The organism is Mesorhizobium sp. MC2-1-1, assembly GCF_057597255.1.
Map to the genome: position 1 here is coordinate 2,081,569 of NZ_CP195205.1, position 20,678 is coordinate 2,102,246.

The following is a 20,678-nucleotide window of genomic DNA, read 5'->3' on the forward strand; positions in this document are numbered from 1 at the left end:
CTTCCCCTTGACCGATCGCAAAAGCACGGCCATGTGAGCGACGAAAAGATTGGGATTTCGTCGCGTCGCGGGGTTCTTCCGCCACCTCACAGCTGATTAAGAGACCTCATGGACGTCGTCGTCGTCGAATCGCCGGCCAAGGCGAAGACAATCAACAAATATCTCGGCAAGAACTATAAGGTCCTGGCCTCGTTCGGCCATGTCCGCGATCTGCCTGCCAAGGACGGCTCGGTGCGCCCCGATGAGGACTTCGCCATGTCCTGGTCGGTCGACACCGCCTCGGGCAAGCGCCTCGCCGACATCGCCAAGGCGGTCAAGGATGCCGACGGCCTGATCCTCGCCACCGACCCCGATCGCGAGGGCGAGGCGATTTCCTGGCACGTGCTGGAAGTCCTGAAGCAGAAGCGCGCGCTCAAGGACAAGCCGGTGAGCCGCGTCGTCTTCAACGCCATCACCAAGGCCTCGGTGCTGGATGCGATGGCCCATCCGCGCCAGATCGACGCCCCACTGGTCGACGCCTACCTCGCCCGCCGCGCGCTCGACTATCTCGTCGGCTTCACGCTGTCGCCGGTGCTGTGGCGCAAATTGCCGGGCGCCCGTTCGGCCGGCCGCGTGCAGTCGGTGGCGCTGCGCCTGGTCTGCGACCGTGAATCCGAGATCGAGCGCTTTATCCGCGAGGAATTCTGGCAGATCGCCGCCATTCTCAACACGCCTCGCAATGATAGTTTCGAGGCGCGTCTGACCGCCTTCGCCGGCAAGAAGCTGCAAAAACTCGACATCGCCAACAAGGCGCAGGCCGACGACATCAAGGCGATGCTGGAAGGCGCGACCTTCAAGGCATTGTCGGTCGAGGCCAAGCCCACCAAGCGCAATCCGGGCCCGCCCTTCACCACCTCGACGCTGCAGCAGGCCGCCTCTTCCGGGCTTGGCTTTTCAGCCAATCGCACCATGCAGGTGGCGCAGAAGCTCTATGAAGGCATGGATGTCGGCGGCGAGACCGCGGGCCTCATCACCTATATGCGAACCGACGGCGTTCAGATGGCGCCGGAGGCGATCGAGGCTGCACGCAGCGCCATCGTCAGCGAATTCGGCGCGAAATACCTGCCGGAAAAGCCGCGTTTCTACACCACCAAGGCCAAGAACGCCCAGGAAGCGCATGAGGCGATCCGCCCCACCGATTTCAAGCGCACGCCGGCTTCCGTCCGGAAATATCTCGACGCAGACCAGGCACGCCTCTACGAGCTGATCTGGAAGCGCGCCATCGCCAGCCAGATGCAGCCGGCCGAAATCGAGCGCACCACGGTCGAGATCGAGGCGGTCAACGGCGCCCGCACCGCGGAGCTGCGCGCGGTCGGCTCGGTCATCCGCTTCGACGGCTTCATTGCCGCCTATACCGACCAGAAAGACGAGGACGCGGAGGACGAGGAGAGCCGCCGCCTGCCCGAGATCCGCGCCGGCGAGCAGCTTGCCCGCGAGGCGATCAACGCCACCCAGCACACGACCGAGCCGCCGCCGCGCTATTCCGAGGCGTCGCTGATCAAGAAGCTGGAAGAGTTGGGCATCGGCCGGCCGTCGACCTACACCGCAATCCTGAAGACGCTCGAGGACCGCGACTACGTCACCATCGACCGGCGCCGGCTGGTGCCGCAGGCCAAGGGCCGGCTGCTATCTGCCTTCCTCGAAAGCTTCTTCGAGCGCTATGTCGAATATGACTTCACCGCTTCGCTCGAGGAAAAGCTGGACGAGATTTCCGACGGCAAGCTCGCCTGGAAGGACGTTCTGCGCGACTTCTGGAAGGATTTCTCCGGTGCCGTCGACGACATCAAGGAGCTGCGTGTCACCGACGTGCTCGATGCCCTCAACGAAGAGCTCGCGCCGCTGGTCTTCCCCGAGCGCGAGGACGGCTCAAATCCGCGCATCTGTCCGAAATGCGGCACCGGGAATCTGTCGCTGAAGCTCGGCAAGTTCGGTGCCTTCGTCGGCTGCTCTAACTATCCGGAGTGTTCCTATACTCGCCAGCTCGGCGACGCCGCCAATCCCAATGGCGAGAACGGCAATGGTGAGGACGGCGTCAAGCTGCTCGGCAAGGATTCCTACACCGCCGAGGAAATCACACTGAGGAGCGGCCGTTTCGGCCCCTACATCCAGCGCGGCGAGGGCAAGGAGGCCAAGCGCTCCAGCCTGCCCAAGGGCTGGACGCCGGAATCGATCGACCATGAGAAGGCGCTGGCGTTGCTGGCCCTGCCGCGCGATGTGGGAAAACATCCCGAGACCGGCAAGATGATCTCGGCCGGCCTCGGTCGCTACGGCCCGTTCGTTCTGCATGACGGCACCTATGCCAATCTGGAGAGCATCGAGGACGTGTTCTCGATCGGCTTGAACCGCGCTGTCTCGGTGATCGCCGAGAAGCAGCAGAAGGGCAAGGGCGGCCGCAACGGCGCCACGGCGGCGGCCCTGAAGGAACTTGGCGACCATCCCGACGGCGGCGGCAAGATCGTCGTGCGCGACGGCAAATACGGTCCCTATGTAAACTACGGCAAGGTCAATGCGACGCTGCCCAAGGGCAAGGACCCGCAATCGGTGACGATGGAAGAAGCGCTTGCCCTGATTGCCGAGAAGGAAGCCAAGGGCGGAGGCGGCAAGAAGCCTTTCCGTCGGGGCGCGAAGAAGGGGTAGCGGACGTGGCGCGCAGGATCTCCGGACGAAGCCACGGCGATCCGCGCAACGCCGACACGAGGGCCAAGGTCAAGGACGACTACCGACCCTCGCGCGACGAGCTGCTGCGCTACATCGCCGAGAACCCGGATCGCTCCGGCAAACGCGAGATCGCCAAGGCCTTCGCCCTGCGCGGCGAGGACCGCGTCTGGCTGAAGGACATGTTGCGCGATCTCCAGGATGAGGGCCTGCTCAACAAGGAGCGGAATCGGCTCACCCGCGTGGGCGCCGTGCCTCACGTCGCTGTGCTCGACATTTTCGGCCGCGATGAGGACGGCGTGCTGCTGGCGCATCCCAACGAATACGCCGGGCCCGGTTCGCCACCCGTTATCGCCATCCGCGTTTCGCGCGGCGCCAGCGGCCCGGCGCCCGGCATCGGCGACCGCGTTTTAGCCAAGACTTTCCCGACCGACGATCCGTCAGGGCCTGCCTATACCGGGCGGGTGATGAAGATATTCGAGAAGCGCAGCGACGCGGTGCTCGGCGTCTTCCGTGTGCTGAAGGATGGCACGTTTCGCATCGAGCCGGTGGAACGGCGGCAGCCGGAACTGGTCGTCGACAAGGAATTCCAGAACGGCGCCAGGAACGGCGACCTCGTCGAGGTCGAACCGGCGCGCGCCTCGCGCTTCGGCCTGCCGCGCGCCAAGGTGCTGGCGGTGCTGGGGTCCTTGGCCAGCGAGAAGGCGGTCTCGATGATCGCCATCCACGCCCATGACATTCCCCATGTCTTTCCGGCGGACGTCATCGACGAGGCCGATGCGGTGAAGCCGGCGACTCTTGCTCACCGCGAGGACTGGCGCGACCTGCCGCTGGTGACTATCGACCCTGCCGACGCCAAGGACCATGACGACGCCGTCTTCGCGGCGCCCGATACGGACGAGACCAATGCCGGGGGCGTAGTCGTCACCGTGGCGATCGCGGATGTCGCCGCCTATGTCCGCTATGGCACGCCGCTTGATCGCGAAGCCTTGAAGCGCGGCAATTCGGTCTATTTCCCGGACCGGGTCGTGCCGATGCTGCCCGAGCGCATCTCCAACGATCTCTGCTCGCTGCGCGAAGGCGAGAACCGGCCGGCGATCGCCGTGCGCATGACCTTCTCCTCGGAGGGCCGCAAGCTCCGGCATTCCTTCCACCGTGTCATGATGAAATCGGCGGCCAAGCTCTCCTACCCCCAGGCGCAGGCCGCGATCGACGGCGCTCCCGACGACAAGACGCGGCTGATCCTCGACGGCGTCTTGAGGCCGTTATGGGATGCCTATGCGGTGCTCAGGCGGGGCCGCGACTCACGCCAGCCGTTGGAACTCGACCTGCCGGAGCGCAAGATCCTGTTGAAGGCCGACGGCACCGTCGACCGGGTCATCGTGCCGGAACGGCTCGACGCGCATAAACTCATCGAGGAATTCATGATCCAGGCCAATGTCGCGGCCGCCGAGACATTGGAGGGCAAGAAAGAGCCCCTCGTCTACCGCATCCATGACGCGCCCTCGCTCGCCAAGCAGGAATCGCTGCGCGACTTCCTGCAGACGCTCAGCCTGTCGTTGGCGCGCGGCGCGCAGATGCGGCCGAGCCAGTTCAACGGCATTCTGGAGCGGGTGCGCGGCGCAGACAACGAGGCGCTGGTCAACGAAGTCGTGCTGCGCTCGCAGAGCCAGGCGGAGTATTCGCCGAAGAACATCGGCCATTTCGGGCTCAACCTGAGGCGCTACGCGCATTTCACCTCGCCCATCCGCCGCTATGCCGATTTGATCGTGCACCGAGGGCTGATCTCCGCGCTTGGCCTTGGGCCCGGTGGGCTGACGCAGCAGGAGGCGGACCGGCTGGAAGAGGTCGCCGCGCTGATCTCGGCCACGGAACGCCGCGCCATGGCCGCCGAGCGCGACACGGTCGACCGGCTGATTGCAGCCTATCTCGCGGAGCGCGTCGACGATACGTTCGACGCGCGCATCTCCGGCGTCACCAAGGCGGGGCTCTTTGTCCAATTGCCGCAGTATGGCGCGGACGGCTTTATTCCGGTGTCAAGTTTGGGTGGCGACTACTATATCTACGACGAAACCGCCCGATCGCTCTTCGGAGAACGCACAGGCAAGGGCTACCAGCTTGCCGATCGCGTCGAAGTCCGGTTGGTCGAGGTCGCGCCAATGGCCGGCGCGATGCGTTTCGAGATGCTGACCGACCCGAAGCCCCTGCCCGGCTCGAGGCGGTCGTTCCACAAGACCAAGGGCCGCGCCCGCGCGTCGCAATCACGTTCGGGACCGCGCGGCAGGAGACGATAATGCCAGGCGATCTGCGGGTGCAAGAACAGGTTTTCGGCGGCGAGCATCATTCGGGGCGCCTCGCGCGCCCGCTGTGGACGGCGATCAGGCGCGGCTTGCTCGGCCGTTGCCCGCATTGCGGCAAGGGAAAGCTGTTCAGCGCTTTCGTGAAACCCGTGGATAGGTGCGAGGTCTGCGGCGAGGAGCTCCACCACCATCGCGCGGACGACCTGCCTGCCTACCTGGTCATCGTCATTGTCGGCCATATCGTGGTCGGCTCCTTCATGGCGGTCGAGGCCACGACCACGCTGTCGACCTGGCAGCACGCGCTGATCTGGGTGCCGTTGACCATCATTCTCGCGCTCGTGCTGCTGCAACCGGTCAAGGGTGCCGTCATCGGCCTGCAATGGGCGCTTTATATGCACGGCTTCGGCGACGAGAAGGACGAATTCGAGAGCCATCCGTAAGCCGGGCCGAACGGCTGTCCGTCCTGGTGCAAAAGCCGCGACGCGTAAGCCACTTTCGCATCCTGAGAGTTTCCGCTAGGTCGGGCGCATGAGAGGAATGACCAAGGCCGATGTCGACAAGCTCGATAAAGGCCTGGCCGTGAGCAGCGGCCGGGCGCTGCGACCGCGCGATGCCGCGACCCTCATTCTCCTCGACCGCAGGGACAATGATGTCCTGGTGCTGATGGGGCGGCGCCACGCCGGCCACGCCTTCATGCCCGGGAAATTCGTCTTCCCCGGCGGCCGCACCGACCCGGCGGACAGCCGCATTGCCGTTTGCGCTCCCCTGCACGGCGAGGAAGAGAGCAAGCTGCTCGCCGGTCCCGGCCGCGCGAGCGCGGCGCGGGCGCGCGCGATCGCCCTGTCGGCAATTCGCGAGACCTACGAGGAAGCCGGCCTGCTGATTGGCCGCAAAGGCGCCTTCTCGACCGCGAAGCGCGACTGGCAGGGTTTCGTCGACCATGGCGTGGTCCCGTCATTGGACGTGCTTCGCGTCATCGCCCGCGCCATCACCCCGCCCAACCGCGTGCGCCGCTTCGATACGCGTTTCTTCAGCGCCTGGCGCCACGACGTCGCCGTGGAATTGCCCGACGGAGGCCCGACCAACGAACTGGAAGAACTGGTCTGGCTGCCGCTGGCCGACGCCCGCAAGGCCGACATCCCCGATATCACCGGCATGATCCTGGAAGAACTGGAAAAGCGGCTTGCCGATGATCCATTGCTGCGGCCGGGAGGCGCGGTGCCGTTCTTCCGGCTCGTCCGCAACCGGTTTGTCCGTGAAGTCCTTTAGAAACAGAGCATTTTCATCCCATGACGGTCGATACCCAAGACAAGGGCGACGAACGCGTACACTGGCTGCCTATGATCGCGGCGATCTCCTCGATCAGCGTCGTCGGCATCGCGATCGGCCTCGGCATGCCGCTGCTCAGCGTCATTCTGGAAAGCCGCGGCCATTCCGCTTCGATGATCGGCCTCAACACCGCTGTGGCCGGCCTCGCTTCGATTGCCGGCGCTCCGCTCGCGACACCGCTTGCCATGCGGCTCGGCGTCGCCTGGACCATGTTGTTGATGATTGCCGTCGGCGCGTTCGCCTTCGTCGGCTTCCATTTCGCACCTGACTTCTGGATGTGGTTTCCCCTCCGCGTCGCGCTGCATATCTCGCTGACGGTGCTGTTCATCCTGTCGGAATTCTGGATCAGCACTTCCGCACCGCCAAACCGCCGGGGCCTTGTGCTCGGCATCTACGCGACCGTGCTGTCGCTCGGGTTTGCAGCCGGACCGTGGCTGTTCGCTCACCTCGGCAGTTCGGGCTTCCTGCCATTCGGCGTCACCATAGCGCTGGTCACACTTGCCGCTATCCCGGTGCTGGCGGCCCGAAATGAAAGCCCGACCATCGTTGCCGACAGCGAAACGGCCCATTTCCTGCGCTACGTCTGGCTGGTGCCGACCGCGACGTTTGCCGTCCTCGTTTTCGGCGCCGTCGAGACCGGCGGCTTCTCGCTGTTTCCCATCTACGGCAGCCGGATCGGCTACTCGGAAGCCGACGCAGCCCTGTTGCTGACGATGATCGGGCTCGGCAACGTACTTCTGCAGATCCCCATCGGCATGATCAGCGACCGTATCTCGGATCGCCGCTATCTGCTCCTGGCCTGTGCCACGGTCGGTCTGGTCGGCACGGTGTTCATGCCCCTCTTCGCTCAAAACTGGCATCTGATGGCGGCTCTCCTTTTCGTCTGGGGCGGCGTTGTCGCGGCCATGTACACGATCGGCCTTGCTCATCTCGGCTCCCAGCTTTCCGGGCATGAGTTGGCGTCGGCCAACGCGGCCTTCGTGCTTTGCTACGGCGTCGGCATGGTGATCGGCCCGCAGGCGATCGGCATCGGCATGGATGCCTTCGGCCCATCCGGCTTCGGCTGGTCGCTGGCGATATTCTTCGCCGCCTACATGGCCCTGGTCCTGGTCAGGCTGGTGCGTAAGATCGTCTAGCGGCGAACGCCGCCGGCACCGCGTCTGCTGACATCACCGTGTCAGCAGCACCCCTGCTATATCCTGCCTCAAACGCGAAGCAGGAGAATTGCGATGATCGACAGCGGTTTTGAAACCAGATCCCTGAGGATGGAATTGCTTCTGCTCGTCACGTTCCAGGCGCCGGCCGCCGATGTCGAGCGCATAATGGAGGCGGTGGTGGCAATTACGCCGCTGCGCATGGGCAAATATGACAGCAACGCCTACCAGTCTGCGCAAGGCATCGAGCGCTACCGTCCGCTCGACGGCGCCGCCGCCGGCGCCGAGACCGAATTGCGCCGGCGTCCCGGCACCGTCGAAGTGTCGTTCGAGATCGCCGACGACCAGGCGCTCGCAGCCCGTATCGTCGAGGCGATTTTCCAGGCCCATTCCTACCAGGAGCCCGTCATCCGCATCCAGCCGCTGCTGGCCAGCCGCTCCAAGGGCCTGGACGATCACGCCAACCCGAACCGATGGTGGAACACGACGGGCGATTGGAAGAGGGTGGGCCAGTTGGTCGAGCAGAACGCCTGAAACAATTGAATCAGCCATGCCGGAATGAGGCAAGGAACGCGCTCGGGGTTGACTTTCCGGGCGCGTTCTTTATGTGTCGCGCCAAGTTTCCCGCGTCCGGGTGTTTTCCCCGTGCTCCAGCGGCCAAAACTCCACGAACGTTAACGGACGAAAATCATGGCCAAAGCCGCAAACATCAAGATCAAGCTTCTGTCGACCGCCGACACCGGATTCTTCTACGTGACCAGCAAGAACAGCCGTACCAAGACGGACAAGCTCTCGTTCCGCAAGTACGATCCGATTGCCAAGAAGCACGTCGAGTTCAAGGAAACCAAGATCAAGTAATCTGGTTAGGCCGAGAAATCAAAACGCCGCCTTCAGGGCGGCGTTTTTGTTTTGCGGAAGCGCCGGCGGCAAACGAACCCCACTGCGGTGCAGCGCAAGGTTCCGACGTCGGTTGTTCGATAAGGGGGCCGGTCGGCGTTTGGCAGCGGTACGAGGAGGCCACTATGTGCCAGCGCCGGCCGGCCGACCCCACGGACCCAGGAGATGCGGCGGACCTGAGCATCATGGGGTATTTTTGGATCGAGCCGGCTAGTCTACCCTCGTGCCGGCCTCGTCTTCTGTCTATGCGTCGCAGATTTGCGCAGGACCTTATAAAAATCAACCATTTCTTAACCACCGCACCCGAATCGCTTGGGTTAAGGTAAATTCGTAACCTTGTCGGGATGGCCGGGAATCGGCGCCTTTCAACGAGCATGTCCCCGGAAGAGGTAACATGCTCCACAAGCTAAACCTAAAGTGTGACCCACGAATCTGGAAGGTCGCGGCGCGCGTCAGGCAGCCTTGGCAACCACCCGGTTGCGGCCTCCGCTTTTGGCCTCGTAGAGCGCAAGGTCGGCGCGCTTCATAAGCGCGGCGACGCTGTCGGCGCCTTTCAGCAGCGAGGATACGCCGACACTGACCGTGACCTCTATCGCCTTGCCGTCATCGCCGACGGCGAAGGGCGCTTGCGCGATCTCGGCGCGGATACGCTCGGCCACCTTCTCGGCGACCGCGCCGTCGGTGTCCGGCATCACCACTACGAATTCCTCGCCGCCGAAGCGGCAGGCGAGATCAATGCCACGCACATTCTTGCGCAGCCGCTTGGCGAATTCGCGCAGCACGTCGTCGCCGCCGTCATGGCCATAAGTGTCGTTGATCGACTTGAAGCGGTCGAGGTCGGTGATCATCACCGACAACGGCCGCCGCCGCGCCACGGCGCGATCGAACAGCGTCTGCAGATGACTGTCGAGATAGCGCCTGTTGTGGAGTCCCGTGAGCCCGTCGATCACCGCCATCTCGATCGTCTGGGCGACGCTGGCGCGCAATTGGTCGTTGTAGCGTTTGCGCCGCACTTGCGTGCGCAGGCGCGCCGTCAGTTCCTGCTGGTCGATCGGCCGGATCAGATAGTCATTGATGCCGAGTTCGAGGCCGCGCAGGATACGGCTCTCGTCGCCCTCGTCGGCGAGCAGCATGATCGGCAGGAAGCGGGTGCGGTCGAGCGAACGCAGCTGCGAGCACAGCCTGAGCGCATCGAAGTTGGAAAAGGCGGTCGAGACCAGCACGCATTCATAGGGTGTCTCCGCCGCCTGGAAGAACCCCACGTTCGGATCGGTCGCGACATCGAGCTCGGCGCTGTCGCGAAGCATCTTCCGGATTCGTTCGACCGAAGATCTACGCTCGTCGATCAGAAGCACCCTCGGCTTGGCATCCTCGGTCGCGAAATCGCGGTTCAGAAGCTCCTCAATGCCGATATTGCGGGTGGTGGAGGCGCGCAGCCGCAACTCGTCGGTCAGCGACTTCAGGCGAACAAGGCTCTTGACGCGCGTCATCAGCTGCAGGTCGTTGACCGGCTTGGTCAGGAAATCATCCGCCCCGGCTTCGAGGCCGCGCACCCGATCCGAGATCTGGTCGAGCGCGGTGATCATCACGACCGGGATATGGGAGGTGGCCGGATCGCCCTTAAGGCGCTTGCAGACCTCGAACCCGTCCATGTCGGGCATCATAACGTCGAGCAGCACGACGTCGACCTTGCCATTCTCGCAGGTCTCGATCGCATCCGGGCCGTTGCTGGCGCTCAGCACCTCGAAATACTCGGCAAGCAGCCGGACCTCCAGCAGCCGCACATTGGCGGGGATATCGTCGACGACGAGGATCCGCGCGGTCATCTCAAAAGGCTCCGGTTCTACTGATCTCGGGCATCAGGCATCGCCCAGATAGGATTTGATCGTCTCGATGAAGCGCGGCACCGAAATCGGCTTGGAGATGTAGGCCTCGCAGCCGCCCTGGCGGATGCGCTCTTCATCGCCCTTCATGGCGAAGGCGGTGACGGCGATGACTGGAATCGAATGCAACTCGTCGTCTTCCTTCAGCCATTTCGTCACTTCCAGGCCGGAGACCTCGGGCAGTTGGATATCCATCAGGATCAAGTCCGGCCGGTGCTGGCGCGCCAGATCCAGCGCCTCCAGCCCATTGCGCGTGCGGACCGTCTCATAACCGCTGGCTTCGATGAGGTCCCGAAAGAGCTTCATATTGAGCTCATTGTCCTCGACGATCATCACCTTCTTGGCCATAATTTCCCGTCCCGACAGCCTTCGGTGCCGAAGACCGCCGCAATGCGTCCCTTCGGACCGCACCCAACCCTGTTCCACCCTAGTCCAATATGATTGACGAAACGGAAACCGGAGGTTGGAAAAGCTGCACCAATTCCGCCCTTCGGACGTTGTGCGATGGAGCGGAGGCTTGCCGCAAGCGACGCTTGCAGTTACTGCGGAGAGAGACTCAAAAATCCACCATCCCAAAGGTAATGATGGCGAACGCAGCGTCAATGCTCGAGGAAGCTGAAACCATTGCCGTCAAGGCGCTGGGCTTCGTCGCCGCGGACCCCGAACTTCTGCCCCGCTTCCTGTCGATCACCGGCATTGAGGCGAACTCGATTCGAAGGGCCGCCGCAGAACCCGGTTTCCTTGCCGGGGTTTTGCAGTTCATCCTTGCCCACGAGCCGACGCTGCTGCGCTTCGCCGAGGAGACCGGCACGCCGCCGGCCGCTGTCGGCAAGGCGCTGCGCGCCCTTCCGCTTGGTAACGACGATCACGAGCGTTCGACGTGAGCGACGATCCCGAAACGGCGCGGCAGATCGAGGAACTTGCCCATGATGACCGACCGCTGCTGGTGCTCGACGTCGACGATGTGGTGCTCGAATTCGTCCGGCCCTTCCCGCACTTCCTGAGAACGCGCGGCTTCGGGTTGACGCTGGCTTCCTTCCGCCTCACTGGCAACATCTCCGAAACGGCGACCGGCCGGCTGATCGAACAGCCGGAAGTGACGGAGCTGCTCGGCGAATTCTTCGACACCCAGGCAGAGTGGCAAAGCATCACCGAGGGAGCCGCGGACGCGCTGAAAATGCTCGGAAAAGGCGCCGAGATCGTCATGCTGACCGCCATGCCGCACAAGCATCGCGCCGTGCGCCGTGCGCATCTGGATGCGCTCGGCCTGAACTACCCGCTGCTGACCACCGAGATGGCGAAGGGGCCTGCGATCGCCAAACTGCGCGGCCTTAAGGCCCGACCTGTCGCCTTCGTCGACGACCAGCCTTCCAACTTGATCTCGGCGCGCAATTCCGTGGCGGACGCGCATCTCTTCCATCTTATGGCCGACAACTCGCTTCGCGCCTTCCTGCCGCCGACGCCGCCAGACATCTTCTCGGTCGAGGATTGGCGAGAGGCGGCGCCGAAGATCGCGGACGCCCTCGGGCTCTAGCTCAGGCGCTCAGGGCTGCAGCTTCGCGCCTGCCCCGCCATTGTCGCCTCCGTCCGAACCGTCGCCTCCGGTTGAATCATCCGATCCGTTCGCGCCGCCATCGCGGCTCGGATTGTCGCCCTGTCCCGAGTTGTTGTCCTGGACCTCATCCGGCCCCTTCAGCATGGCGCCGTTGACCGCGACGGATCCGTCGGCCTTCGTGTTGATCACCCACTCCAGCCGGCCGTCGGGCAGCGTCTTGCCGAAGCCTTTGACGGCCAGGGCGAAAGGAAAGGCCTGCGCCATTTGCTCGTCGCTCTTGGCGCCTTCCTTCAAGGCATCGACGATCTTGTCGTAGCCGGCGATGTCGACGGTCAAGGTCGCATCGGGTTTTTCGCCGGGAAACGTCATCTCGCCTTCCATCGCCACCTCGATATCGCCATTCTTCACCGTGCTGTGCCCGATGACGACCTTCGGATTCTTGGCCTTGAAATCGGCGGCCAGCGCCTTGCCGAATTCATCCGACAGCGGCGGATTCTTATTGAGATCAAAGGCTTCGATTGCCTTTTTCGCCATAGTATCGAGATCGATATTGGCGCCGCCGAACTTCAGGTCGATGTCGGTGGGCAGCAACGGGACGGTCCAGTCGGGCAGCGTCTGCCGCGGGATTGTCAGGCCGGTAGCCTTGATTGCGTAGTCGACCTTGCCGTTCTGGGAGACCCCGTCCATGCCGAATGCCGTGCTGAATTGCGTGGCTCCGAATTTGCCGACAGGGCTGTCCACCTCGAAATCCTTGAAACCGTAATTGCCCTCGACCCTTTCCCAGATCGGCAGCGCGGCGAGCATCAGCGATTTGAGCTCGGCCTGGTTCGCCTTGAGTTTGGCTTCGTCCTCGTTGGCCACGACAAAGGCCAGCAGGTCGAGCAACGGCTTCGTCCGCACGCCTTTGCCGCTTGCATCGACCGCGAGTTCCGGTGTTTTCAAGGTGAGCGGGAAATTCATTCCGTTGTTGGGATCATCGATCTTGATCCTTTCCACGAAGTCCGAGACTTTCTGGGTCGCCGTGAAGTCTACGCCGCCATTGGCGGATTTGGTCGCGACAACCGTGGCGGTACCGGCGCCGGTCGAAGCCTCGGCCTGCTGCTTGGCGTCCCGGGACGTCATGGTCATTCCGGCCAATGAGCTGGTTGCATTGGTGAAGGCCGCGAGGGCCGGATCGTAGACGCTGGTCAACTTGCCTTCCTTGATCGTGAATTCCATGCTCTGGCGGCCTTCCGGACCATCGAATTCGAAAGACGCCCCTTGCGAGAAATTCGACGAGACATCCCAAGACCCGTCGCTACGCGGCCTCACCATCAGCGCGTAAGGCGCCATGTCGAATTTCAGGAGCTTCTGTTCCGGCAGCGCGGAGACGAGCGCCTTGACGTCGAGCGCGATCTTGTAGGCGTCGCCTTCGACCGAAACCGTGAGCACGCCCTTGTCGAAAGCCTGCTTGCCGAAATAGCGCGCCAGATTGTCGGAAAGCTCCTTGGCGCCCTGGCCGTCGATGGTCTGGGCAAAAGCGGGCGCGCTGAGCGCAAGGGCAAAGGCAAGTGGCAAAATACGCTTCACGTGAGTTCTCCGTGATCCGGAAGTCGAGATGTCTGCGCTTCTGGTAGGCAAGAAGCGTTACAGCCGCAAGACGCCGACTGTAGGCTAAAAGCGCACGCGGCTAAAGCACCAGACGCATCAGCGGCCGGCCGGGCTTGCGCTCCACAAGCCTCTCGAAGCCAGCCCTCTCGAACACCCGCGACGAGCCGACGAAAAGTCCGATCGAGCGCGAATCGCGCGACAGGTCCATCGGACACGCTTCCAGCAGCCTCGCCCCGTTCTCGCGCGCGAAGGCGATGCCTCCCTCGACGAGCCGGTGCGTGATGCCTCTTCCCCTCGCCTTGACGCGGATGAAGAAGCAGGAAATCGCCCAGACGGCCGGATTCTCCGGCATCGGCCGGATCGACCGGGGCCGATCCCCTGCCCTGATTGTTCCACTCGGGCACGTCGGCGCGCGGACCGACCTGCATCCAACCGACGGCCTTGCCGTCCTCGATTGCCAAGAGTCCAGGCGGAGGGCCCGCCTCGATTCGAGCCCTGATAAGGTCCTTGTTGCGCTCCTTGTTGCTGGCGCGCCGCTCCGCCGGCCCCAACCGGAAATGCGTACACCAGCAGCCATAGCAGGCGCCCTGCTTGCCGAACAGGTCCTCGAAATCAACCCAGCGCTCGGGGGTAAGCGGTGCTATGGTCGTGCTCATGCGTTCTCTCCAGGGCAAGCTTGTTGCCGGCCTTGCGCTGTCGTACCATTGCGTTTGTTCTCTTTATGTTCGCAGTGATGACGGCCTCTGTCAACAATCCCGAGCACGGTTTTTGCCGTGACTGCCTGGCGCTCCAGCGCTCGGAGACGCGACGCTGCGACCGTTGCGGCAGCCCGCGCTTGGTGCGTCACCCGGAGCTTTACCGGCTGCGGATCGCTCATATCGATTGCGACGCCTTCTACGCGGCGATCGAAAAGCGCGACAACCCGGCGCTCAAGGACCGGCCCGTCATCGTCGGCGGCGGTCGGCGCGGCGTCGTCTCTACCGCCTGCTACATCGCCCGCATCCAGGGCGTGCGCTCGGCCATGCCGATGTTCAAGGCGCTGGAACTCTGCCCCGAAGCAGTGGTGATCCCGCCCAACATGGAGAAATATGTCGGCGTTGGGCGCGAGGTCCGCGCGCTGATGCTGGCGTTGACGCCACTGGTCGAGCCGCTGTCGATCGACGAGGCGTTTCTCGATCTGGCCGGCACCGAACGGCTGCACGGCATGCCGCCGGCGCTGGTGCTGGCGCGTTTCGCGCAGAGGGTGGAAAACGAGCTCGGCATCACCGTTTCGGCCGGCCTCTCCTACTGCAAGTTCCTCGCCAAGATCGCTTCGGATTTCCGCAAGCCGCGCGGCCTATCGGTCATCGGCGAAGCCGAAGCGCTGAGCTTCCTGGCCGCACAGCCGGTGACGACGATCTGGGGCGTCGGCAAGGCGCTGGCCGCGACGCTTGAGCGCGACGGCATTCGCATGATCGCCCAGCTGCAGCGTATGGACCGCGGCGACCTGATGCGCCGTTACGGCGTGATGGGCGACCGGCTCTATCGGCTGTCGCGCGGCGAGGACGACCGCCCCGTCGATCCCAGCGGCGATGCCAAGAGCGTCTCGGCCGAAACCACCTTCGACACCGATATCGGAGCGCTGGCGGACCTGGTGCCGGTGCTGCGCGGCCTGTCGGAAAAGGTCTCGGCGCGGCTGAAGAAATCCGGCATTGCCGGGCGCACCGTGGTGCTGAAGCTGAAGACGCAGGATTTCAAGACCCGCACCCGCAACCGCCAGCTCGGCGATCCAACCCGTCTCGCCGACCGTATCTTCCAGACCGGCCTCGACCTGTTGCGCCGCGAGGCCGACGGCACGAAGTTCCGCCTGCTCGGCATCGGCGTCAGCGACCTCTCCGACGACGAAAAGGCCGATCCGCCGGACTTGGTCGACCTGCAGTCGCGCAAGCGCGCGCTGGCCGAAGGCGCGATGGACACGTTGCGAGACAAGTTCGGCAGGAAGGCCCTCGAGACCGGCTACACATTTGGCAAGGGTCGCACCGCCAACCCGCCGGAGCCGCTGGAAGATTGAAGGGTCAGGTTCGCTTCAGATCGATCCGGCTCGTCACAACCATATTGCCGGTCGCCGGATCCCTGTCGGTCACCGTCATCCGCATATTATCCGGACCAATCTTCTCCACGGTCAGTTCCGCATCGCGGTCGCCATTGATGACTTTGGCCCAATGGATGTCCAGGTCGATCGCATCGCCCTTTCGGGTTCCGCTGAGCCCGGCGGGGCCGCTGCGCGAGCCGATATAGGTTCCCGTGTAGCCCGCCCCGCTGACCTTCAGGTCGGCGCGGATTTCCCGCGACATGATCAAGAACGCACGGCAGGTGCCATCAAGCGACAGCGAGTCCGCCGTCGCGTCCGAGGTGAAGGTGCAATTGATATTCATCACCGGCGTGTTCGTCCTGATCCTGACGGTTCCCTTGCCGGCGAACTTGCCCTGCAACGAACGCAGGAAAGCCGTCTCATCGGCATGCGCGCCCGTCACGCAGAAAAGACAGGCGGCGGCCAGCAAAGCAGCGGTCGATTTCATCAACGCGTTCCCCTCTTGTGATTCCTCAGGCAAATTCCAGGAAAAGTGTGAAAGGTTTGCGGCGGCACCTGCCGACGCAAGGCGTGCGCTTAACGGATGCCCGGACGTCAGGTTCCGCCGTGGCGATGACTGTTTTCTTGGCAAGGATCCCCTGGCCCAGCGGAATGACGCCAGTAACGGTTGCGGCCCCGATCCGGGCCTGCGACATAGGCCTCCAAATGGCACCCGCACCCTCGATCCCCAAAGCCGCATTCTGGATGGCCCTGTCAATCGCCTCTTTCCTGGCGATGTCTATCTCCGGGCGCGAGACGACGGCCGAGCTGAACGTCTTCCAAGTGCTGGAATTGAGGTCGGTGATCGGCTTCTTCATCCTGCTGCCGCTGGTGATGACGAGTGGGGGGCTCGCGGCCATGCGCACGCAACGACCACTCGCTCATATCGCCCGCAATGTCATCCACTATAGCGGCCAGGCAGCCTGGCTCTATGCGCTGACCCTGATCCCGCTCGCCGTGCTGATCTCGATCGAATTCACCACACCGATCTGGACGGCGATTTTGGCCGTCAGCTTTCTGGGCGAAAGGCTCTCAAAGGCAAGGCTGGCTTCGATTGTTCTCGGCCTTGTCGGAGTGGTCGTCATCGTACGCCCAGCCGCCGGATTCCTGGACCCGGGACATCTCTTTGTTCTGGGCGCCGCCGTCTGCTTCGGCATCTCGATGGTAACGGTAAAGTCGCTGACCCGAACCGACAGCGTGTTGCGAATCATCTTCTGGATGCTGCTGATCCAATCCGCTGTCGGCCTGGTCCCGGCCCTGTACGAATGGCGCAATCCCTCGCTCGCGCTCTGGCCATGGATCGTCATCATTGCCTTCAGCGGCATGTCATCGCATTTCTGCCTGGCGCGCGCGCTGGCTCACGCCGATGCCACGATCATCTCGCCGATGGATTTCCTGCGCGTGCCGCTGTCGGCCCTGGTCGGCTGGCTGCTCTATCACGAGCAGATAGACATCTTCACAGCCGGCGGCGCTGCCCTGATCCTGGCAGGCAATTTGCTCAACCTGCAGCGCAAGACGCCGCGGTTGGCAGAGGCGGAAACGACAACCCCCTGAGCTACACCAGCTCGAGCTAGACCAGCTCGACCTCGACAACACCGGGCACGGCGCGCATCGCCGAGGCGACCTGCGGCGAGATTCGGTAGCGGTTGGGCAGCTCGATCTCGACCTCGCCCTGGCCGGCGTCCTTGATCAGCACGAAGCTGACTTGGCCTTCGCCCTTGACCGAGAGCTGGCTGGCGAGCGTGCCGAGCGGCGCGGCGTCGCGCACGAAGATGCGCAGCGCCTTCTGGATGCGGCTGGCCTCATCCTCCAGCGACTGCACGGTCTGGATGCGCAGATTGATGCCTTCCGGCCGGTCCTCGGCAGAAACGGTGATCACCACCGAACGCCCAGGCTCCAGCAGGTCGCGATACTGCGCCAGACCTTCCGAAAACAGCACCGCCTCGTATTGACCCGTCGTGTCGGAAAACTGCACGACGCCCATCTTGTTGCCGGTGCGGGTCTTGCGTTCCTGCTTAGTGGTGACGGTGCCGGCGAGACGCCCGGCGGCGGCGCCGCGTTTGACGGCGGCCGAGAACTCGCCCCAGTTCTGGACCCGCATCTTTTGCAGTGCGGCCTTGTATTCATCCAGCGGATGCGCCGAGAGATAGAAACCGACCACCTGGAACTCGCGGTGCAGCCGGTCCGCGGCAAGCCACGGATCTGTCGCCGGTAGGTTGAGCGCCTGCGACTGGCTCCCAAGCGACGTACCGAAAATGTCGGCCTGGCCTGAGATGGCGTTCTGCTGCGCCAGAGAGGCGAGCCCCATCATCCGCTCCACGCCGGCCATCATCTGTGCGCGGTCATGCCCGAAGCAATCGAGCGCGCCGGCCATGATCAGGCTTTCGAACACGCGTTTGCCGACAATCTTCGGATCGACCCGCTCGCAGAAATCGGCAAGGTTTCTGAACGGCTTTTCGCCGCGCTTCTCGACGATGTGCTCGACTGCCGCGTCACCGACGCCTTTGAGCGCCGCAAGCGAATAGAAGATCTTGTTCTCGCCGACCTCGAACGCACGAAAACTCGACATCACCGAAGGCGCCACCACCTCGATGCCGAGGCGCATGGCATCCTGCCGGAAATCGGCAAGTTTGTCGGTGTTGCCCATGTCGAGCGTCATCGACGCCGCCAGGAACTCGACCGGATAATGCGCCTTGAGATAGGCGGTCTGGTAGGAGACGACCGCATAGGCAGCCGCGTGCGACTTGTTGAAGCCGTAGTCGGCGAACTTGGCCAGAAGATCGAAAATGAAATCGGCCTGCGGCTTGCTTACGCCGCGCTCGACCGCACCGGTGACGAAGCGCTCGCGCTGCTTGTCCATCTCCGCGCGGATCTTCTTGCCCATGGCGCGTCGCAGGAGGTCGGCTTCGCCGAGCGAGTAGCCGGACAGCTCCTGCGCGATCTGCATCACCTGTTCCTGGTAAACGATGACCCCTTGAGTCTCCTTCACCAGATGGTCGATCTTGGGATGGATCGAAGCCATCTCCTCCTCGCCATGCTTTCTGGCGTTGTAGGTCGGGATGTTCTCCATCGGACCGGGGCGATAGAGCGCCACCAGCGCGATGATATCCTCGATGCAGTCCGGCCGCATGCCGATCAGCGCCTTGCGCATGCCGGCGCTTTCTACCTGGAACACGCCGACCACCTCGCCGCGCGACAGCATGGCATAGGTGTCGGGATCGTCGAGCGGGATCGTGGCGAGATTGATGTCGACGCCGCGCCGGCGGATCAGCTTGACCGCGGTTTCCAGCACGGTCAGCGTCTTGAGACCGAGGAAGTCGAACTTCACCAGCCCGGCCTGCTCGACATATTTCATGTTGAACTGCGTGACCGGCATGTCGGAGCGCGGGTCGCGATACATCGGCACCAGCTCGGACAAAGGCCTGTCGCCGATGACAATGCCTGCGGCATGCGTGGAGGCATGGCGATACAGGCCTTCGAGCTTCTGCGCCGTGTCGAGCAGCGTCTGCACGATCGGCTCCTTCTCCGCCTCCTCGGCGAAGCGCGGCTCGTTGGCGATGGCGTCCGCCAGCTTGACCGGATTGGCCGGGTTCTGCGGCACCATTTTGCTGAGCTTGTCGACCTGCCCGTAAGGCATCTGCAGCACACGACCGACGTCGCGCAGCACCGCGCGCGCCTGCAGCGTGCCGAAGGTGATGATCTGGCCGACCTGGTCACGGCCATATTTCTGCTGGACGTAGCGGATCACCTCTTCGCGCCGGTCCTGGCAGAAGTCGATGTCGAAGTCCGGCATGGAGACGCGGTCCGGATTGAGGAAGCGCTCGAACAGCAGCGAAAAACGCAACGGGTCGATGTCGGTGATGGTGGTCGAGTAAGCGACCAGCGAGCCTGCGCCCGAACCGCGCCCCGGCCCGACCGGGATCCCTTGCGATTTGGCCCATTTGATGAAGTCGGCGACGATCAGGAAGTAGCCAGGGAACTTCATCTTCTCGATGATGCCGAGCTCGAATTCGAGCCGCTCGCGATATTGCTCGACCGTGTAGCCAGGCGTCGGCCCGTGCGCGGCAAGCCGTGCTTCCAGGCCTTCGCGCGCCTGGCGGGCGAGCTCGGCGGCCTCGGCCTTCTCGGCCGCATCCTTGTCGGCTGCATCGGCGCCGGTGAAGCGCGGCAGAATAGGGCTGCGGTTCTTCGGATAATAGGAACAGCGCATGGCGATTTCGACCGTGTTGTCGATCGCTTCGGGCAAGTCCGAGAAGAGCCGCGCCATCTCGGCCTGGCCGCGCAGGAAATTGTCCGGCGAAAGCCGCCGGCGGTTGTCGGCGGCAACCACGGAACCCTCGGCGATGGCGATCAGCGCGTCATGCGCCTCGTAGTCGTCACGTTTGGAAAAGAAAGCCTCGTTGGTGGCGACCAGCGGCAGTTCGTGGCTATAAGCGAGGTCGACGGTTGACTTCTCGACCATGCGGTCGTAGCCCGCGACCCGTTCCAGTTCGACATAGAGCCTGTCGCCGAACAGCCCTTTGAGGAAGAGCAGCCGCTGCTCGGCGAGATCGCGGCGATCCGCCTTGAGGGCCCTGCCGATCGGGCCGCGCGGACCACCAGTCAGACAGATCAAACCATCGCAACGGCCTTCCAGCATGGCGCTGGTCAGGTGCACCGGCTCGCCGGGCGGCGTTTCCAGATAGACCTTGCTGATCAGTCGCACCAGATTGGCATAGCCGGCCTCGCTGGCAGCAATCAGCACGACCGGCGCCATTTCAGGCCCGTGTCGGCGGCGGTCTCGCTGGGCGTCGCTCGCTTCGCCGGCAAAGGCAAGGTCGACCTGGCAGCCGATGATCGGCTGGATGCCGTCCTTGACCGCCTTCTGGGCAAATTCGAGCGCGCCGAAGAGGTTGTTGGTATCGGTGACGGCGATCGCCGGCGCCTCGTCCTTGACCGCATGGCCGACAATCGCGCCGAGCTGCAAGGCGCCCTCCAGCAGCGAATAGGCCGAATGAACGCGCAGATGAATGAAGGTCCGCGCCGGCGCTTCGGGCCGCGCGGCCTTCACGGCTGCTTCGCGCTGCAACGGGTCGCGTGGAAGTCGTTCATCCGCCATATCTTTTAGCGCCGTCCCAAAGACTCAGATCTGTGCGGATGTATTGTCCCGGACGAGACCATGCCAGT

At 63.7% G+C, this 20,678-nt stretch carries 16 protein-coding genes and 1 pseudogene; 11 read left to right on the top strand and 6 right to left on the bottom strand.

Annotated elements, in window-relative coordinates; all coding sequences use genetic code 11:
* Positions 1 to 108 precede the first annotated feature (108 nt).
* The 7 genes from topA to rpmG all read left to right on the top strand — a co-directional run bounded on the left by topA (position 109) and on the right by rpmG (position 8,335).
* On the top strand, positions 109 to 2,676 hold the full coding sequence (gene topA, locus ACR64R_RS10515; protein WP_487361562.1) for a type I DNA topoisomerase: 2,568 nt from the start codon (positions 109 to 111) through the stop codon (positions 2,674 to 2,676).
* Between the two features lie 5 nt (positions 2,677 to 2,681).
* Positions 2,682 to 4,988 (top strand): ribonuclease R, encoded by a 2,307-nt coding sequence (rnr, locus tag ACR64R_RS10520; RefSeq protein ID WP_487361563.1) that lies wholly within the window; start codon positions 2,682 to 2,684, stop codon positions 4,986 to 4,988.
* Positions 4,988 to 5,434, top strand: coding sequence for a DUF983 domain-containing protein (locus tag ACR64R_RS10525; protein ID WP_487361564.1), 447 nt, complete (start codon positions 4,988 to 4,990; stop codon positions 5,432 to 5,434). Before rnr ends, ACR64R_RS10525 begins: the two co-directional genes overlap by 1 nt.
* An 88-nt stretch (positions 5,435 to 5,522) precedes the next feature.
* Positions 5,523 to 6,263, top strand: coding sequence for an NUDIX hydrolase (locus tag ACR64R_RS10530; protein ID WP_487361565.1), 741 nt, complete (start codon positions 5,523 to 5,525; stop codon positions 6,261 to 6,263).
* 20 nt (positions 6,264 to 6,283) lie between these two features.
* Entirely contained in the window at positions 6,284 to 7,459 is a 1,176-nt protein-coding gene (locus ACR64R_RS10535; protein WP_487361566.1) for an MFS transporter, read from the top strand.
* A gap of 93 nt (positions 7,460 to 7,552) precedes the next feature.
* Complete coding sequence (locus tag ACR64R_RS10540; protein WP_487361567.1) at positions 7,553 to 8,011, top strand: YqfO family protein; 459 nt, start codon at positions 7,553 to 7,555, stop codon at positions 8,009 to 8,011.
* Positions 8,012 to 8,167: 156 nt separating this feature from the next.
* Positions 8,168 to 8,335, top strand: coding sequence for a 50S ribosomal protein L33 (gene rpmG / locus ACR64R_RS10545; protein ID WP_040995604.1), 168 nt, complete (start codon positions 8,168 to 8,170; stop codon positions 8,333 to 8,335).
* Positions 8,336 to 8,826: 491 nt separating this feature from the next.
* Here rpmG and ACR64R_RS10550 read toward each other — a convergent pair whose 3' ends face one another.
* Positions 8,827 to 10,200: a PleD family two-component system response regulator gene (locus ACR64R_RS10550; RefSeq protein ID WP_487361568.1), complete on the bottom strand. Its 1,374-nt coding sequence runs from the start codon at positions 10,198 to 10,200 to the stop codon at positions 8,827 to 8,829.
* 33 nt (positions 10,201 to 10,233) lie between these two features.
* Complete coding sequence (locus tag ACR64R_RS10555) at positions 10,234 to 10,605, bottom strand: response regulator (protein WP_027166515.1); 372 nt, start codon at positions 10,603 to 10,605, stop codon at positions 10,234 to 10,236.
* A gap of 236 nt (positions 10,606 to 10,841) precedes the next feature.
* Here ACR64R_RS10555 and ACR64R_RS10560 point away from each other — a divergent pair, with 236 nt between their 5' ends.
* Positions 10,842 to 11,141 carry a DUF3572 domain-containing protein gene (locus ACR64R_RS10560; RefSeq protein ID WP_487362412.1) on the top strand — a complete coding sequence of 100 codons (300 nt, stop codon included), beginning with the start codon at positions 10,842 to 10,844 and terminating at the stop codon, positions 11,139 to 11,141.
* The gene (locus ACR64R_RS10565; RefSeq protein WP_487361569.1) at positions 11,138 to 11,791 is read left to right on the top strand and encodes a type 1 periplasmic-binding domain-containing protein; all 654 of its coding nucleotides are present in this window, start codon (positions 11,138 to 11,140) and stop codon (positions 11,789 to 11,791) included. The genes ACR64R_RS10560 and ACR64R_RS10565 overlap by 4 nt, the downstream gene beginning before the upstream one ends.
* Positions 11,792 to 11,800: 9 nt before the next feature.
* Here ACR64R_RS10565 and ACR64R_RS10570 read toward each other — a convergent pair whose 3' ends face one another.
* On the bottom strand, positions 11,801 to 13,381 hold the full coding sequence (locus ACR64R_RS10570) for a hypothetical protein (protein WP_487361570.1): 1,581 nt from the start codon (positions 13,379 to 13,381) through the stop codon (positions 11,801 to 11,803).
* A 100-nt stretch (positions 13,382 to 13,481) separates the two neighbouring features.
* Positions 13,482 to 14,058, bottom strand: a pseudogene (locus tag ACR64R_RS10575) (N-acetyltransferase family protein).
* 65 nt (positions 14,059 to 14,123) lie between these two features.
* On the opposite strand from ACR64R_RS10575, the gene ACR64R_RS10580 reads away from it, so the two are divergent.
* On the top strand, positions 14,124 to 15,452 hold the full coding sequence (locus tag ACR64R_RS10580) for a DNA polymerase IV (protein WP_487361571.1): 1,329 nt from the start codon (positions 14,124 to 14,126) through the stop codon (positions 15,450 to 15,452).
* 4 nt (positions 15,453 to 15,456) lie between these two features.
* Here ACR64R_RS10580 and ACR64R_RS10585 read toward each other — a convergent pair whose 3' ends face one another.
* The gene (locus ACR64R_RS10585) at positions 15,457 to 16,104 is read right to left on the bottom strand and encodes a hypothetical protein (RefSeq protein WP_487361572.1); all 648 of its coding nucleotides are present in this window, start codon (positions 16,102 to 16,104) and stop codon (positions 15,457 to 15,459) included.
* A gap of 74 nt (positions 16,105 to 16,178) precedes the next feature.
* Between ACR64R_RS10585 and ACR64R_RS10590 the strand changes: the two genes are divergently transcribed.
* Positions 16,179 to 17,066 (top strand): DMT family transporter, encoded by an 888-nt coding sequence (locus tag ACR64R_RS10590; RefSeq protein WP_487361573.1) that lies wholly within the window; start codon positions 16,179 to 16,181, stop codon positions 17,064 to 17,066.
* Positions 17,067 to 17,082: 16 nt separating this feature from the next.
* Here ACR64R_RS10590 and dnaE read toward each other — a convergent pair whose 3' ends face one another.
* On the bottom strand, positions 17,083 to 20,610 hold the full coding sequence (dnaE, locus tag ACR64R_RS10595) for a DNA polymerase III subunit alpha (RefSeq protein ID WP_487361574.1): 3,528 nt from the start codon (positions 20,608 to 20,610) through the stop codon (positions 17,083 to 17,085).
* Positions 20,611 to 20,678: the final 68 nt, after the last annotated feature.

Excerpts from the sequence above, each read along its gene's own strand:
- topA (WP_487361562.1), top strand. The coding sequence starts at position 109 with ATGGACGTCGTCGTCGTCGAATCGCCGGCCAAGGCGAAGACAATCAAC.
- ACR64R_RS10525 (WP_487361564.1), top strand. The coding sequence starts at position 4,988 with ATGCCAGGCGATCTGCGGGTGCAAGAACAGGTTTTCGGCGGCGAGCAT.
- ACR64R_RS10530 (WP_487361565.1), top strand. The coding sequence starts at position 5,523 with ATGAGAGGAATGACCAAGGCCGATGTCGACAAGCTCGATAAAGGCCTG.
- ACR64R_RS10535 (WP_487361566.1), top strand. The coding sequence starts at position 6,284 with ATGACGGTCGATACCCAAGACAAGGGCGACGAACGCGTACACTGGCTG.
- ACR64R_RS10540 (WP_487361567.1), top strand. The coding sequence starts at position 7,553 with ATGATCGACAGCGGTTTTGAAACCAGATCCCTGAGGATGGAATTGCTT.
- rpmG (WP_040995604.1), top strand. The coding sequence starts at position 8,168 with ATGGCCAAAGCCGCAAACATCAAGATCAAGCTTCTGTCGACCGCCGAC.
- ACR64R_RS10550 (WP_487361568.1), bottom strand. The coding sequence starts at position 10,200 with ATGACCGCGCGGATCCTCGTCGTCGACGATATCCCCGCCAATGTGCGG.
- ACR64R_RS10555 (WP_027166515.1), bottom strand. The coding sequence starts at position 10,605 with ATGGCCAAGAAGGTGATGATCGTCGAGGACAATGAGCTCAATATGAAG.
- ACR64R_RS10560 (WP_487362412.1), top strand. The coding sequence starts at position 10,842 with ATGGCGAACGCAGCGTCAATGCTCGAGGAAGCTGAAACCATTGCCGTC.
- ACR64R_RS10580 (WP_487361571.1), top strand. The coding sequence starts at position 14,124 with ATGTTCGCAGTGATGACGGCCTCTGTCAACAATCCCGAGCACGGTTTT.
- ACR64R_RS10590 (WP_487361573.1), top strand. The coding sequence starts at position 16,179 with ATGGCACCCGCACCCTCGATCCCCAAAGCCGCATTCTGGATGGCCCTG.
- dnaE (WP_487361574.1), bottom strand. The coding sequence starts at position 20,610 with ATGGCGGATGAACGACTTCCACGCGACCCGTTGCAGCGCGAAGCAGCC.